This window comes from Sphingomonas sp. JUb134 (assembly GCF_004341505.2).
GTDB lineage: Bacteria > Pseudomonadota > Alphaproteobacteria > Sphingomonadales > Sphingomonadaceae > Sphingomonas.
Genome location: NZ_SLYP02000001.1, coordinates 3,033,029 through 3,047,749, shown reverse-complemented (window position 1 = coordinate 3,047,749; position 14,721 = coordinate 3,033,029). Strand labels below are relative to the sequence as shown.

Genomic DNA, 14,721 nt, shown 5'->3' with positions numbered 1-14,721 from the left:
TTAGAACCATTCGCGCATGCTTCTGTAAGGGATACATCTCACAATGCTCACCAACATCTTTGCTGCCGGGGCTCCCGCCGGCGCTCCGAACTTCGGCTTCTGGGAAGCTCTGCAGCAGGGCGGTGCGATCGCCTGGACCGTGCTCGCCATCCTGGTGATCATGTCGGTCGGCTCGTTCTACATCCTGTTCACCAAGCTGTTCGAGCAGCAGAAGATCATCAACCAGGCGAAGCGCGTCCGCGCGACCTTCTGGCAGTCGAACTCGTTGCGCGAAGGCGCTGCCAAGCTCGACAAGAACTCGGCCTATCGCCAGATCGTCGACGACGGCCTCGCCGCTCAGGAGCAGCACGCTAAGCTGACCGACCCGGTCGAGGCGCATGACTGGCTGCACGGCTCGCTGGCGCGTTCGGAAGCCGCGATCAACTCGAAGCTCGGTGCGGGCCTCGCGTTCCTCGCGACCGTCGGCGCGACCTCGCCGTTCGTCGGTCTGTTCGGTACCGTGGTCGGCATCTACCGCGCGCTGGTGAAGATCGGTGCCGCTGGCCAGGCCGCCATCGGCGACGTCGCCGGCCCGGTCGGTGAAGCGCTGATCATGACCGCCATCGGTCTGGTCGTCGCGGTTCCCGCCGTGCTCGCCTACAACTGGCTGCAGCGCCGCAACAAGTCGATCGCGGAAGACCTGTCGGCCTTCTCGAACGACGTGCTGGGCTTCCTGGCCTCGAACGGTGCGGTTCGCCCGACGCTCGCTTCGAAGTCGACCGTTGCTGCCAAGCCGGCCGCGACCGCTGCGAAGCCGGTGACCGGCACCACGACCGCCGGCCAGACCGGTGGCGTGCCGACCCGTCCGTAAGCGGATACCTACCTCGCCGCCGGGCTTCACGGCCCGGCGGACGACGTGACGAAAACGAGAATAGGATAGCCTTATGGCGATGAGTGTTGGCGGCGACGGCTCCGAAGAAAAGCCGCTTTCGGACATCAATACCACGCCGCTCGTGGACGTGATGCTGGTGCTTCTGATCATCTTCCTGATCGCAGTGCCGGTGGTGGTCCAGTCGGTGGAACTGCAGCTTCCGAAGGTGGAGTTCGAGCCGACGACGACCAAGCCTGAAAACGTGTCGCTCTCCGTACGCGGCTCCGGCAACAGCTGTGAGGTGTATTGGAACCTCACGCCGGTCAGCAGCGGCGAACTTCGCGAGCGCGCGGTCAAGAAGCTCGAGGACGAGGTCGCACGTCAGGGCGGCCCGAACGCTCCGGGCGTTGAGCTTCCCGAGGTCCACATCCGCGGTGACGTGAACACCCCGTACCGCTGCATCGGCGGCACCATCTACACGATGCAGTCGGCCGGCTTCGCCAAGGTCGGCTTCATCTCGGAGCCCGAGCCGGGCGGCACGCCCCGTCTCTGATGCCGGCGTTTTCGAGGAGTAGTCTCACATGGCAATGAGTGGCGGCCGCGATGACGGCGAGCCGATGATGGAAATGAACACGACGCCGTTGATCGACGTCCTGCTCGTGCTCCTCATCATGTTCATCATCACTATCCCGATCCAGACGCATGCGGTGAAGGTGGATCTGCCCCAGCCCGACGACCGGAACGTCGTGACGGTGGACCCGCAAAAGAACAAGATTGCGATCACGGCGGACGGCGTCGTCACCTGGAACGGTGCGACGGTCGACGAAGTGACGCTGCGTCAGTACCTCGACCAGACCGCGGCGATGTCGCCGGAGCCGGAACTCCACTTCCAGCCCGACGCGAACGCCCGCTACGAGGTCGTGGACGGCATCTTGTCGATCATCAAGCGGTCCAACGTGACCAAGCTTGGGTTCGTCGGCAACGAGCAGTACCGCAACGACTTCTGATCCGGTTCGCCGGACCAGCAAGCGATCGAAAAGCGCCCGCGCGGATCTCCGCGCGGGCGTTTTGCTGTCTGGGGCGCCGCTGAAAAGGCGGGGCCGGTTTCGTATCGGGAAGGGAGGCGGCGTTGATCGCCGGGGCGCGGAGCCGCGCCTGAAGGGCCCAGCGGCGCTCTACGGAAACTCGGGTCTTCCTCGGGACGGGCGACGGCCCTCTGCTGCGCCAGCCGATCGTGAGCGTGGCCTGACCGCCAGCGAGGCGCCGGCACCACGGGGGGCCCTCTACCGAGCGTTCTTTCACGATCCGGAATTGACCCGGCCAAGCTCCGACTCGTCGCCCATGCACGCCGAGCTGGCCACCAGGGGACCAGCATCAGTCCGCAGGCTACACGGCCGTGGCGACGGGCAGAGAGGTGACGTTCATGACGCCGCAGCCCGGCACAGCATGGGCATCCAACGGGGCCCCAGGGGTTCGCTGGCCTCAGCCGTCCTGCGCTTCACTGCCGGTCGGCCGTCCATGGAGCGGGAACTCCGCTCGAGGCCGGTCCGGTGCTCGGAGCAAGACCGGCTAACCGGCCTAAGCGGGAAGCGGGAGGGAAGGCGCCCCTACAGCCGGGGCAGCGTGACCCCACGCTGGCCCATATATTTGCCAGCGCGGTCGGCGTAGCTGGTCTCGCAGGGCTCGTTGCCCTTCAGGAACAGGAACTGGCAGGCACCCTCGTTGGCGTAGATCTTGGCCGGGAGGGGGGTCGTGTTGGAAAATTCCAGCGTGACATGGCCCTCCCACTCGGGCTCGAGCGGGGTCACGTTCACGATGATGCCGCAGCGCGCATAGGTCGATTTGCCCAGGCAGATCACCAGCACGTCGCGGGGCACGCGGAAATATTCCACCGTGCGGGCCAGCGCGAAGCTGTTGGGCGGGATGATGCACACGTCGGTCTGCCGGTCGACGAAGCTGTTGGACGCGAAATCCTTGGGGTCCACCGTCGCCGAATCGACGTTGGTGAAGATCTTGAACTCGTCCGCCACCCGCGCGTCATAGCCGTAGGAGGACAGGCCGTAGCTGATGCAGCCCTCGCGGCGCTGGGCCTCGACGAAGGGCTCGATCATGCGGTGCTCGACCGCCTGTTCCCGGATCCAGCGGTCGGAAAGAATCGCCATGGTGTCCCCCTGCTTTGGCGGGGAGCCTTTGCCCGCTTTGGCTTCGTCGGCAACCCCACATTGCCGGCCAAGCCAGCGGGCACGCCTGACGCAACGCGCTGTCCTCCGCCAGACTGGTTGCGCCGATGAGCGGGAAGTGAGAGAAAAAGTACAGGTTCCGCGGGGCTTCGTCGCCATTGTGCACGAGGGGAGCGAGCATGCTGCAGCGGTTGCAGGATCATCACGGCTGGATGCTGGCGCTGCTCAAAGAGGGCGAGCCGCCTCTCCACGATCCGCAGCTGCGCCCATCCGCGGCCTTTCTGGCGACGCGCCGGAACGCGATGGGGCGGCTGTTGACCTCCTATCATCAGTTCGTCCACCGCGAGATCTTCGATCCGGTCATCGCGTGCGGCAATGCCCGGAACGCGGCGCTCGCCCGGGCGATGAAGATCGATTGCATCGAGCTGACCGAGAGCTTCCGCGCATTCCAGCGGCATTGGATTGCGGAAGATGCCGTGGAACGCTGGGAGGAATACCACCCCGCGGCCGTCCGGATGGTGGAGCGGCTGCAGCGCCACATCGCCGATGTCGCTGCGATGGCGCAGGAGGTGTCGCTTCCGCCGCCTCCCGCGCCGGTGGCCGGAACGGACCCGCCGCGGGGCGTCTGAGCACCGCCACCCGCAGGAGTGACGCCGGGCTTGCCATGCGGTCGCCCCTTGTCCATATGGCGCGCGGGAGTCGGGCGGACGGTGCCGTCGCCAACCCGGTCAGGTCCGGAAGGAAGCAGCCGCAACGATTCCGTACCGGGTCGTTCCGGCTCCCACCTCAACCCATCGCTGGTTCGTCGTTCGCAGGCGTTGCGAGCCGCCTCTTTGCAGCCGGCGGCTTCGACAGCCGCTGCGCGAGCCGCTAAGGATCGGCCGACATGTCCGATTCCTTCCTAGACCTGGGCGAGACGCCGCAGCCCGCCGCCAAGGCGGACGCCTATCGCGTGCTGGCACGCAAATACCGGCCCCAGACCTTTTCCCAGCTGATCGGCCAGGATGCGATGGTCACCACGCTGGGGAACGCGATCAAGCGCGACCGGCTGGCGCATGCCTTCCTGCTCACCGGGGTGCGCGGGGTCGGCAAGACCTCCACCGCGCGCCTGATCGCCAAGGCGCTCAACTGCATCGGCCCGGACGGGCAGGGTGGCCCGACGATCGACCCGTGCGGGGTGTGCGAGCCATGCCGCGCGATTGCCGAGGGGCGCCACATCGACGTGATCGAGATGGACGCCGCCAGCCACACCGGCATCGACGACATCCGCGAGATCATCGAGGCGTCGCGCTACGCCGCGGTGTCGGCGCGCTACAAGATCTACATCATCGACGAAGTTCACATGCTGTCGAAGGCGGCCTTCAACGGGCTGCTCAAGACGCTGGAGGAGCCGCCGGGCCATGTGAAGTTCCTGTTCGCCACGACCGAGGTGAACAAGGTGCCGGTGACGGTGCTGTCGCGCTGTCAGCGGTTCGACCTGCGCCGGATTCCGGCCGAGCTGCTCGCCGAGCATTTCGCGCATGTGGTGGCGGCCGAGGGCTTCGAGGCAGAGCCCGAGGCGCTGGCGCTGATCGCGCGGGCGGCGGAAGGTTCGGCACGCGACGGCCTATCGATCCTCGACCAGGCGATCGCCCATGCCGGCATGGAAGGCGAGGGCGTGCGCGCCGATGCCGTCCGGGCGATGCTGGGCCTGTCCGATCGGGGGGCGATTCGCGAACTCTTCCGGCTGTTGCTCGCGGGGGAGGCGGCGCCCGCGCTCGCGGCGCTGCGCGGCCAGTACGACCTGGGCGTCGATCCGCAGGCGGTGCTTCGCACGCTGCTGGAGACGGTGCACGGCGTGACGCTGGCCAAGGTGGGGGCGACGGCGCCGGCCGGGCAGTCGGCCGAGGAGCGCGAGGCGCTCGCCCACTGGGCGGAGTCGCTGTCCTTCCCCATGGTCCACCGGCTGTGGCAGCTGCTGCTGAAGGGGCATGACGAGGTCGCGCGCGCGGCGCTGCCGATCGAAGCCTGCGAGATGGCGCTGCTGCGTGTGATCCACGCGTCGAGCCTACCCGACCCGGGCGAGCTTGCCCGTGCGCTGGCGGAAGGGCGCGGACCGGTGCTCCCCGGCGGGGTTCCGCTCCAAGGCAGCAGCGCACCCGCGCCTGCCCCGGCGCCGGTCGCCGTCGCCGAGCCGGAGCCGACAACGCCGGCGCTGCCCGACAGCGTCGAGGCGATCGCCGACCTGCTGGAAAAGCACGGCCGCCACACCCTGCAGGTGCAGGTCCGCAACCATGTCCGCCCGATCCGCCTGGAGCCGCCGGAGCTCGAAATGTCGGGCGCGCGGCCGCTGCCGACCGACTTCACCCGTGACCTGGGCCTGGCGCTTCGGGAGATCACCGGCCAGACGTGGAGCATCCTGATCGGCGAGGGGGCGGGGAACCCGACGCTGCGCGAAACGCTGGCGGCACAGGCCGAGGCGGAGCGCGCGGAGATACTGGCGTCGCCGCTGGTAGTGGCGGCCATGGCGGCCTTTCCGGGCGCCGAACTCGATCACTGGAAACGCAAGGACGGGAGCATCGCTCGATGAAGGACCTCAACGACATCATGGCCATGGCGCAGAACGTGCAGGCCGAACTCGAAAAGGCGCAGGCCAGCCTCGACACGATCGAGGTCGAGGGCCAGTCCGGCGGCGGGCTGGTGAAGATCCGCGCGTCGGCAAAGGGCCGGATCCTCGGCGTCGACATCGATGACTCGCTGCTTCAGCCTAGCGAAAAGCAGATGCTGGAAGACCTGATCGCAGCGGCGCTCAACGATGCGCGCGCCAAGGCGGACGCCGCCAGCCAGGGCGAAATGTCCAAGCTCACCAGCGGCCTGCCGCTCCCGCCGGGCTTCAAGCTGCCGTTCTGATGGGGCGGGTCATCGTCGGCCGATCGGGAACTTTCGTTTCGAAGGCGGAGTTGATCCGCATTCGAAACGGAAGGGAGTGAATGCCATGTCCGACGATCGCGTGGATACGACTACCACCACCACGGGCGCTGCACCGCACACCACGGTCGTGGAACGCCGCAGCGGCGGCGGCGGCACTGCGCTTCTCGCCATCGTGCTGCTGATCGCAGTGCTGATCGGCGGCTATTTCCTGCTGCGCGCCAGCAACAACGACACGATCCAGACCGAGGCGATCGCGGGCGCGGCCAAGAGCGTCGGCGATGCCGCCGACAAGGCCGGCAGCGCGGTGAGCGACGCCGCGGACGGCGAGACCAAGTAAGTTCGGACGGGCGCCTGATCTCAGCGGAGGCAGGCGTCCAGTTCCTGCCGGCGCACTACGCCCACCCGAGCGGCGATGGTGTTGCCGTGCCGGCGCGTGAAGCCGTGCGGCGCGATCGCAGCCCGCTTCTTGGGCAATGGCAGCACCGCGGCGATCCGTGCCGCCTCCGACGGTGAAAGCGTATCGGCGCCATGCTTGAAGTAGCGGCGCGCGCCCGCCTCGACACCATAGGTGCCGATGCCGGTTTCGGCGACGTTGAGGTACACCTCCATGATCCGCCGCTTGCCCCAGATGTTCTCGATCAGCAGCGTGAACCACGCTTCCAGAGCCTTGCGGACATAACCTCCGCCCTGCCACAGGAACACGTTCTTCGCCGTCTGCTGGCTGATCGTGGAGCCGCCGCGGATGCGCCCGCCGCGCGCGTTGCGCTTGGCGGCGTCGGCAATGGCGTCGAAGTCGAAGCCGCTGTGCGAGCAGAAGCCGGAATCTTCGCCCGCGATGACCGCGCGCGCCATGTCCGGATCGATGCGGGAAAGCGAGCGCCAGGACTTGGTGACCCCATGCCCCGTGAAGACGTCGCCCAGCATCGTCCAGGTGATGGGAACGGGCACGAAGCGGTAGACCACTGTCATGGCCACGGAGAGAGCCACGAAGCCCAGCGCGAGCTTGACGAGCCACCCGAGCAGGCGGCGGACGGGCGATCGGGTTCGGACTGCGGCGACCATGGCCGACCGCTATAGCGAAGCGTGACGGATTGGAACCGCCCGTACGCCCCTAGGTGCGGGCCGGGACGCACCCGATGGCGCGCCCCGGAAGATCAGGCGGTGGCGAGCAGGCGCTTGTCGCCGGCCAGGCGCATCATCGCCTTTTGCAGTTTCTCGAACGCGCGCACCTCGATCTGGCGGACACGCTCGCGGCTGACGCCATAGACCTGGGAGAGTTCCTCCAGCGTCTTGGGGTCGTCCGTCAGGCGCCGCTCGGTCAGGATGTGCTTCTCGCGGTCGTTGAGGTCGTCCATCGCCTCGACCAGCATGCCGTGGCGGACATCGGCTTCCTGCGCATCGGCAACGCGCTCGTCCTGCAGCGGGCCCTCATCGGCCAGCCAATCCTGCCACTGGCTCTCGCCATCCTCGCGCATGGGGACGTTGAGCGACGTGTCGCCGCCCATCGCCATGCGGCGGTTCATGGAGGTGACCTCTTCCTCCGTCACGCCCAGATCGGTCGCGATCTTGGCGAGATGCTCGGGGCTGAGGTCGCCGTCCTCGAACGCATCGAGCTTGGACTTCATGCGCCGCAGGTTGAAGAACAGCTTCTTCTGCGCCGCGGTGGTGCCCATCTTCACGAGGCTCCACGAGCGCAGGATGAACTCCTGGATCGAGGCGCGAATCCACCACATCGCATAAGTCGCGAGGCGGAAGCCCCGGTCCGGCTCGAACTTCTTCACGCCCTGCATCAGGCCGATGTTGCCCTCCGAGATGAGCTCGGACACGGGCAGGCCGTAGCCGCGATAGCCCATCGCGATCTTGGCCACGAGCCGCAGGTGGCTGGTCACCAGCTGCGCCGCAGCCTCGGTGTCGCCATGCTCCTGGAACCGCTTGGCAAGCATATATTCCTGCTCGGGCGCCAAGATCGGAAACTTCCGGATCTCCGACAGGTAGCGGTTGAGGCTCGCTTCGCCGCCCAATGCGGGAATCGTCGCGGGGACGTTGCTGCCGCTAGCCATGATCGCTTCTCCCTTATTTGCGCAGGCTTTCCTCGAAAAGCGCGCGCCAGCTTATACGTGAAGATGGTGCAACAGTTCCTGCATGTCTGCCGGAACTTCGCTATGGAACGCTAAAGCGTGCCTTAGTACAGGGTGGATGAACCCTAGATGTGCCGCGTGCAGTGCCTGACGCCGGAAACCCAGGGTTTCCAGGGCTTCGCGGTGCTGCGGACGCGCCCGGCCGTACACCGGATCGCCTACCAGGGGGTGGCCGATCGAGGCCATGTGGACGCGCACCTGATGGGTGCGTCCCGTCTCCAGCCGGCACTCCACCAGCGCCGCCTCGCGCAGGGGACGCACCAGCGACCAATGGGTCACCGCGCGCTTGCCGCCCTGGACAATGGCGATCTTCTTGCGATTGGTGGACGAGCGCGCGAGCGGCGCGTCGATGGTGCCGCTGCCGGTCTTCGGGCGCCCGGACACGATCGCCTGGTAGCGACGATCGATCGAGTGCGCCTTGAACTGGCGTGCCAGTCCCTCGTGCGCTTGGTCGTGCTTGGCCGCGACCAGGAGCCCCGAGGTGTCCTTGTCGATACGGTGGACGATGCCGGGCCGCGCGACGCCGCCGATGCCGGACAGCTGCCCGGCGCAATGGTGGAGCAGCGCATTGACCAGGGTTCCGTCCGGATTGCCCGCGGCCGGATGGACGACCAGCCCGGCGGGCTTGTCGACGACGATCAGATGCTCGTCCTCGAACACGACGGTGAGCGCGATGTCCTGCGCCACATTGTCCGCCGGCTCGGGCGCGGGGACGTGGATATCGAACCGGTCGCCGGCGCGCGCCTTGCGCGAGGGATCGGAGGCAGCGGTGCCGTCGCTCGCCAGCACCTTGCCGGACGTCATCAGCGCCTTCAGCCGCTCACGCGACAGGTCCGGCAGCGCGTGCGCGAGTGCACGGTCCAGACGCCACCCGTCGGCTGCCTCGGCGACCTGCGCCGCAATGATGGAATCCCCCCGGATCATGTTCTAGCTAGATGGGAATGACGCTGGAGATTGCAACCGGGATCGCGCAGGCGATCCGCGATGCCGCGGCGGCTTCGCCCGACCGGGAGGTGTGCGGGCTGCTTCTGGGCGAGCCCGGCCGGGTCACGGCGCTGATGCCGGCCGCCAATGTCGCCGCGGACCCGACGACCACCTTCGAGATCGATCCGTCCGCGCTGCTCACGGCCCACCGCGCCGCGCGCGGAGGCGGGCCTGCGGTGCTGGGCCACTATCACTCGCATCCCAGGGGGCCGGTGCGTCCTTCCAGCGCCGATGCGGCCGCGTCGTACGCCGACGGCGCCTTGTGGATCATCGCCAATGCCGAGACGCTCGGCTGCTGGCGCGCGGTGGCGGAAGGACCCGTCGCCGGGCGGTTCGTCCCGGTCCCGCTACGCTTTGTCGGCTGAGGTTGCGGAGACCGTCCGGCAGCGTCAGAAGGTGCGCCGAACACCCATTTCGATCGGATTTCCGCCATGCAGATCAGCGCCACCGACTTCGCGAGCCTCTTGTGCTCCCGGCTGTGCCACGATCTTCTCAGCCCGGTCGGCGCGCTCAACAACGGGCTTGAGTTGCTGGCCGACGAGCAGGACCCGGCGATGCGGGCGCGCTGCCTGGAACTGCTGGCAGAGAGCGCGCGCGCTTCCGCCAACAAGCTGAAGTTCTTCCGCCTGGCCTTTGGCGCCGCCGGCGGCTTCGGCGACGTGGTCGACACGCGTGAGGCACGCGCGGCGATCGAGGGGCTTTTCTCGGAGAACCACCGGGTGAAGCTCGGGTGGATGGTCGCCGAGCCGACGCTCCCCAAGCCCGCGATCAAGGCGCTGCTGAACCTGGCGCTGATCGGCGGCGACGCACTGGTCCGCGGCGGCCAGCTCGACATCGGCGCCGAGACGAACGCGAGTGGCGTCGAGATCGTCGTGCGTGCGGATGGGCCGCGGATCGTGCTGGACCCCGAACTGCGCGACGCGCTGTCGGGGGAGGGGGACCTGTTGGCGCCGCGCGCGGCGGCGGCCTTCCTGGCCCACGCGCTGGTGAAGCAGAGCGGCGGCACGCTCCAGGTCTCGCCTCCGGAGGCGGACGTGCTGCTGTTCGGCGCCTCCTTCCCGCGGAGCTAACCCCCTCTTAACCCGGGGGCAGGCATGTCTATCCGGGGAAACAGGGACTTTATGGACGATCTTCTCCGGGAGTTCATCGCAGAGACGCGCGAGACGCTGGAGGCGTTGTCCGGCGAAATCGTGGCTTGGGAGGCATCGCCGGGCGACCGCGCACGGCTCGATGCCATTTTCCGCTTCGTCCACACCGTAAAGGGGAGCTGCGGCTTCCTGGGGCTGCCGCGGCTTCTGCGGCTGAGCCACGCTGCCGAGGACGTGCTGGCGGACGTGCGGGCGGGTACGCGCGCGCCGGATCGTGCACTGGTCAACGCCGTGCTGGCGGTGGTCGATCGCATCGGGGCGCTCGTCGAAGCGCTCGATGGGGGCGCTGCCGTGCCGGAAGACGATGAGGCGGCGCTGATCGCCGCGCTGGGGCCGGGCGGCCCCGACGTCGCGCCGCTTCCTGCGGCCGTGCCGCGCACCGGCGCCCGCAGCGTGCGGCTGGGGGTGGGCCTGCTCGACCGGATGATGGCCGGCATGTCCGACATGGTGCTCGCCCGCAACGAACTGGCACGTCTGCTGCGGCGGGGAAGCGTCGATCCTGGCGTCGAGGCGGCGCTGGCGCGGCTGTCGCTTTCCATCGCCGAGATGCGCGATGCGGTGACGCGCACCCGCATGCAGAAGATCGAGACGCTGTTCGCAGCGGTTCCCCGCCTGGTCCGCGATACCGCGGCAGAGCTCGGCAAGACGGTGTCGCTGAAGCTGGAGGGAAGCGACATCGAGATCGATCGCGACATGGTCGAGGTCATGCGCGATCCGCTGGTGCACATGGTCCGCAACGCGATCGACCACGGCATCGAGAGCGCAGCCGAGCGGCATGGCGCCGGCAAGCCCGAGGCGGGGCAGTTGACGATCGCCGCTCGCCAGGCCGGCAACCAGATCGTGCTGGAGGTCATCGACGACGGACGCGGGATCGACGTCGACCGCCTGATCGAAAAGCTTGCCGCCTCCGGCAGCCGCCGCGAAGCGGAGCTCCGCGCGCTCGATCCGGCCGCAGGTGCCGAATTGATCTTCGAACCCGGTCTGTCCGTGCGGGACGCGGCGACGCCGATCTCCGGGCGGGGCGTCGGCATGGACGTGGTACGGTCGGCAGTCGAGCAGATCGGCGGCCGGATCGAACTCGAGAACCGGCCAGGCGAAGGCCTGCGGATCCAGATCCAGGCGCCGTTGATGCTGTCGATCATCCCCGCGGTCCTGGTGGCAGTCGGCGAGCAGCGCTTCGCCCTTCCGCGCCAAGTCGTGGAGGAGATCGTTGCCGGTCCGCGCGCGCGTATCCGGGAGGAGGACGGGACCGAGCTTGTGGAGGTGCGAACACGCCGGATACCGGTGGTGGACCTGGCCACGCTGCTGGAGCTGGCCGCCCCGCGTACAGAGCCGCAGACGCTGATCGTGGTCAACGCGCCGAATGGCTGCTTTGCCCTTGCCGTCGACGCGGTGCTCGACCACCAGGAACTGGTCGTGAAGCCCGCGTCCCCGCCGGTGATGGCCACGGGCATCTACGCCGGAACGACGTTGCCGGACAGCGGCAAGCCGATGCTGTTGCTCGATTGCGCCGGGATCGCCAGCGCAGCCGGCGTCCGATTTCCCCCGCCGCCGAGCGAAAGCCTGGAAGACAAGCCTCCCGAGGAAGCGGCAGCGAACGGGGACGGTCCGCCAGGGCTGGTGTTCGTCGATCTCGACGGCGCTCGCCGGGTGGTGCCGCTCGCGGCGGTGGACCGGATCCAGCTGGCCCGATCCGAAGCCGTCCACGTCGCGGACGGGCGCCTGCGGCTCTTGCTGGACGGAAAGTGGCTGGCGGCCGAGGCAGTGGCCCCGGTCGACGATGGTGCAGAGATGACCGTGCTGCGCCTCAGCAACGGCCGACAGGAGCTCGCCTATGCCGCGCGGCACGCCACGGATCTCGTGTACCTGCCCGAGGTGGTGGAGGCCGCAGGCACGGCAGGGCGGATTGCGGGCACGGTGGTGCTCGACAAGCAGCGCATCGAGCTGATCGACGTAGACTGGCTGCTTGCGCAGCTGGAACCCGCCACGCCATCCGGGCTGGCCGGCGGGCCGCTCTGCCTGCTCGCCGCACCGGCCTATGGGCCCCTGGCGGCGTTTATCGGGCCGCTGCTGGAACAGCACGGCTATCGCGTCGCGCTCGGTCGCGCATCGTGGGAGCCGCCCGCCGTCGTCCTGATGACCGAAGCGGCTGCGCGCGCGACCCTGGTTTCCGAGCGCCCGGGCAGTCCCCCGGTCATCCGCCTGCGCAACCTGCCCGATCCGGCAGGACCCGGCGACACCAGCATCTACCGCTATGATTCGGACGCGCTGCTCGCCGCGGTCGCAAGCTGCACCCGAACTGCGGGCGCGCTGCAATGAAGGGGCTCTACCTGGTTGCGCGGATCGCCGACCAGGTGGTCGCCATCGCCTCCGACCGGCCCGGCAACGCCGTCGAACTCAAGGAGATTACTCCCGTCCCACGGGCTCCCCGCGCGGTGCTGGGCCTGGCGGCGCTGCGCAGCTGGGTGGTGACGGTGATCGACACGCCGCGTGCGATCGGCCTCGCCCGCAGCAGCATGGCCTCGAACCAGGCGGTGATGGCGACGGTCGAGGGGCATGATTATGCCTTGCTGGTCGATGCTCTGCACGATGCGGTCGCGCTCCGGCCCGAACCGCTCGACGGGGGCGGAGACCTGCCGGTGGCCTGGCGCCGGGTGGTGCGGGCAGCCGCCGTGCGCGCCGGGGAACGCATCCTGGTGCTCGATCCCGCCACGCTCCTGGACTCGATTGTTCAGCCTGCGTGAGCCCTCGCAAGATCGGGCCGGGCGTGCGATCAGGGTTTCAGGGGGAAATGATGAAAAGCTGTCTGGTCGTTGACGATTCGAAGGTCATCCGCAAGGTCGCACGCCACATTCTGGAAGCGCTCCGGTTCGAGGTTCGCGAAGCGGGCGATGGGCGTGAGGCACTCGCCAGCTGCATCGCAACGCCTCCGGATGCCATCCTGCTCGATTGGAACATGCCGGTGATGAGCGGCATGGATTTCCTGCGCGCGTTGAAGGACGCCGGGCTGCCGCAGCGGCCCAAGGTGGTGTTCTGCACCACCGAGGGCGACATGGCGCATATCCGCGCCGCGATCGAGGCGGGCGCCGACGAATATGTGATGAAGCCGTTCGACCGCGAGACGCTGGAGAGCAAGTTCCAGATCATCGGGCTCGCCTGATCGCCCGGTCGCCACGCTCCGGCGGCCGCGCGTAGCGCCGCCAGGCCCCCGGCTTGCCTTTGCCCGGCGGGCGACGCATCGCTTCGGCGTAGCTTGGGAACGGGTGCATGCAGTTTATCGACAGGCCTTCGCCGAACTTCGACGATCGTTCGCTGCCGGTCACGATGGTGGTGCTGCATTATACCGGCATGCAGGACGCCGCCTCCGCCATCGCCCGGCTGGCCGATCCAGAGGCGAAGGTGTCGTGCCACTATCTCGTCGCCGAGGACGGCACCGCCGTCCGCATGGTGGACGAGGCAAGGCGGGCCTGGCACGCCGGCCGCTCGCACTGGCGGGGGGTGACCGACATCAATTCGGCCTCCGTCGGCATCGAGATCGTCAATCCGGGTCATGAATGGGGTTATGTCCCGTTTCCCGACGAGCAGATCGACGCGGTGATCCGGTTGGTCGCCGACATCAAGCAGCGCTACGCCATCACCCGCGGGAACGTGGTCGGCCACTCGGACATCGCACCGGCGCGCAAGCAGGACCCCGGCGAGCTCTTTCCGTGGGGCAAGCTCGCACGGCTGCGGCTGGCCCTGCCGCGGCCCACCCAGAACCTGATGGACCCGCACTGGAGCGACGCCGGCTTCCTGCTCGCGCTCGAACGGTTCGGCTATGACGTCGAGGATCCGGTCGCGGCGGTCACCGCTTTCCAGCGCCGCTTCCGGCCGGAGATGGTGGACGGGGTCATCGACGGCGAGTGCCGCTCGCTGCTGCTGGCCCTCCTGCTGCCCAAGCCGCAGGGCGACGACTGAGCGGCTTTCCCCGGCGGCGAAGCTGCGCTAGGCGGGCCCGGTCAGAGGGTCGGGCGGCCGCGGCCCCGTTTGTAAGAACGGGGGCGAGGAAAGTCCGGGCTCCACGGAAACGACGGTGCCGGGTAACGCCCGGCGGGGGCGACCCCAGGGAAAGTGCCACAGAGAGCAGACGGCGACGGCTTCGGCCACGTCACGGTGAAAGGGTGCGGTAAAAGCGCACCGCGGGCCTGGTAACAGGAACGGCATGGCAAACCCCACCGGGAGCAAGACCGAATAGGGACGGCACATGGGCCTCGTTCCGGCCCGTCGTCCGGGTTGGTTGCTGGAGGCGGCGCGCGAGCGTCGTCCTAGAGGAATGGTCGCCTATCCCGCCTCGCGCGGGTGGACAGAACCCGGCTTACAGACCCTCTGACGCGTTCCCGCCGGGCGCTGCGTCTTCGCCGTGACGGTGCGCGAAGGCGGCACCCGATCGGGCGAGATGGGTTGCGCCGGTCCGCCACGATACCCAGGGACGATAGGCAGGACGGACCGACGCGCCGGGTGCAGGAGGGGTT

The 14,721-nt window shown here is 68.3% G+C and carries 17 protein-coding genes and 2 other RNA genes; 15 read left to right on the top strand and 4 right to left on the bottom strand.

Annotated elements, in window-relative coordinates; translation table 11 throughout:
- Positions 1 to 43 precede the first annotated feature (43 nt).
- The 3 genes from EDF69_RS14320 to EDF69_RS14310 all read left to right on the top strand — a co-directional run bounded on the left by EDF69_RS14320 (position 44) and on the right by EDF69_RS14310 (position 1,857).
- Positions 44 to 850, top strand: coding sequence for a MotA/TolQ/ExbB proton channel family protein (locus tag EDF69_RS14320; RefSeq protein ID WP_125959801.1), 807 nt, complete (start codon positions 44 to 46; stop codon positions 848 to 850).
- A gap of 73 nt (positions 851 to 923) precedes the next feature.
- Positions 924 to 1,403, top strand: a complete 480-nt coding sequence (locus EDF69_RS14315) for an ExbD/TolR family protein (protein ID WP_125959800.1) — start codon at positions 924 to 926, stop codon at positions 1,401 to 1,403.
- 28 nt (positions 1,404 to 1,431) lie between these two features.
- Positions 1,432 to 1,857: an ExbD/TolR family protein gene (locus EDF69_RS14310; RefSeq protein WP_132882091.1), complete on the top strand. Its 426-nt coding sequence runs from the start codon at positions 1,432 to 1,434 to the stop codon at positions 1,855 to 1,857.
- Positions 1,858 to 2,457: 600 nt separating this feature from the next.
- Here EDF69_RS14310 and dcd read toward each other — a convergent pair.
- Positions 2,458 to 3,012: a dCTP deaminase gene (dcd, locus tag EDF69_RS14305; protein ID WP_129340325.1), complete on the bottom strand. Its 555-nt coding sequence runs from the start codon at positions 3,010 to 3,012 to the stop codon at positions 2,458 to 2,460.
- A gap of 197 nt (positions 3,013 to 3,209) precedes the next feature.
- Here dcd and EDF69_RS14300 point away from each other — a divergent pair, with 197 nt between their 5' ends.
- From EDF69_RS14300 to EDF69_RS14280, 5 genes are all read left to right on the top strand, one after another.
- Positions 3,210 to 3,659 carry a hypothetical protein gene (locus tag EDF69_RS14300; protein ID WP_132882092.1) on the top strand — a complete coding sequence of 150 codons (450 nt, stop codon included), beginning with the start codon at positions 3,210 to 3,212 and terminating at the stop codon, positions 3,657 to 3,659.
- Positions 3,660 to 3,721: 62 nt separating this feature from the next.
- Positions 3,722 to 3,819, top strand: an RNA gene (gene ffs, locus EDF69_RS14295) — signal recognition particle sRNA small type.
- A 97-nt stretch (positions 3,820 to 3,916) separates the two neighbouring features.
- Entirely contained in the window at positions 3,917 to 5,599 is a 1,683-nt protein-coding gene (locus tag EDF69_RS14290) for a DNA polymerase III subunit gamma/tau (protein WP_132882093.1), read from the top strand.
- Positions 5,596 to 5,919, top strand: a complete 324-nt coding sequence (locus EDF69_RS14285; protein WP_125959795.1) for a YbaB/EbfC family nucleoid-associated protein — start codon at positions 5,596 to 5,598, stop codon at positions 5,917 to 5,919. Before EDF69_RS14290 ends, EDF69_RS14285 begins: the two co-directional genes overlap by 4 nt.
- Positions 5,920 to 6,004: 85 nt before the next feature.
- Positions 6,005 to 6,277, top strand: a complete 273-nt coding sequence (locus EDF69_RS14280) for a hypothetical protein (protein WP_132882094.1) — start codon at positions 6,005 to 6,007, stop codon at positions 6,275 to 6,277.
- A gap of 20 nt (positions 6,278 to 6,297) precedes the next feature.
- On the opposite strand, the gene mtgA is transcribed toward EDF69_RS14280, so the two are convergent.
- From mtgA to EDF69_RS14265, 3 genes are all read right to left on the bottom strand, one after another.
- Complete coding sequence (gene mtgA / locus EDF69_RS14275) at positions 6,298 to 7,002, bottom strand: monofunctional biosynthetic peptidoglycan transglycosylase (RefSeq protein ID WP_132882095.1); 705 nt, start codon at positions 7,000 to 7,002, stop codon at positions 6,298 to 6,300.
- 92 nt (positions 7,003 to 7,094) lie between these two features.
- Positions 7,095 to 8,000: an RNA polymerase sigma factor RpoH gene (rpoH, locus tag EDF69_RS14270; RefSeq protein ID WP_125959792.1), complete on the bottom strand. Its 906-nt coding sequence runs from the start codon at positions 7,998 to 8,000 to the stop codon at positions 7,095 to 7,097.
- A 51-nt stretch (positions 8,001 to 8,051) separates the two neighbouring features.
- On the bottom strand, positions 8,052 to 9,002 hold the full coding sequence (locus EDF69_RS14265) for an RluA family pseudouridine synthase (protein ID WP_125959791.1): 951 nt from the start codon (positions 9,000 to 9,002) through the stop codon (positions 8,052 to 8,054).
- A gap of 17 nt (positions 9,003 to 9,019) precedes the next feature.
- Between EDF69_RS14265 and EDF69_RS14260 the strand changes: the two genes are divergently transcribed.
- The 7 genes from EDF69_RS14260 to rnpB all read left to right on the top strand — a co-directional run bounded on the left by EDF69_RS14260 (position 9,020) and on the right by rnpB (position 14,583).
- Positions 9,020 to 9,427: a Mov34/MPN/PAD-1 family protein gene (locus EDF69_RS14260; protein ID WP_132882096.1), complete on the top strand. Its 408-nt coding sequence runs from the start codon at positions 9,020 to 9,022 to the stop codon at positions 9,425 to 9,427.
- A 66-nt stretch (positions 9,428 to 9,493) separates the two neighbouring features.
- Positions 9,494 to 10,132, top strand: a complete 639-nt coding sequence (locus tag EDF69_RS14255) for a histidine phosphotransferase family protein (RefSeq protein WP_132882097.1) — start codon at positions 9,494 to 9,496, stop codon at positions 10,130 to 10,132.
- 51 nt (positions 10,133 to 10,183) lie between these two features.
- Positions 10,184 to 12,529, top strand: coding sequence for a chemotaxis protein CheA (locus EDF69_RS14250; RefSeq protein WP_132882098.1), 2,346 nt, complete (start codon positions 10,184 to 10,186; stop codon positions 12,527 to 12,529).
- Complete coding sequence (locus tag EDF69_RS14245) at positions 12,526 to 12,954, top strand: chemotaxis protein CheW (protein ID WP_132882099.1); 429 nt, start codon at positions 12,526 to 12,528, stop codon at positions 12,952 to 12,954. The genes EDF69_RS14250 and EDF69_RS14245 overlap by 4 nt, the downstream gene beginning before the upstream one ends.
- Before the next feature lie 50 nt (positions 12,955 to 13,004).
- Positions 13,005 to 13,370 carry a response regulator gene (locus EDF69_RS14240; RefSeq protein ID WP_125959933.1) on the top strand — a complete coding sequence of 122 codons (366 nt, stop codon included), beginning with the start codon at positions 13,005 to 13,007 and terminating at the stop codon, positions 13,368 to 13,370.
- A 107-nt stretch (positions 13,371 to 13,477) separates the two neighbouring features.
- Complete coding sequence (locus EDF69_RS14235; protein ID WP_132882100.1) at positions 13,478 to 14,167, top strand: N-acetylmuramoyl-L-alanine amidase; 690 nt, start codon at positions 13,478 to 13,480, stop codon at positions 14,165 to 14,167.
- A gap of 41 nt (positions 14,168 to 14,208) precedes the next feature.
- Positions 14,209 to 14,583, top strand: an RNA gene (gene rnpB, locus EDF69_RS14230) — RNase P RNA component class A.
- Positions 14,584 to 14,721: the final 138 nt, after the last annotated feature.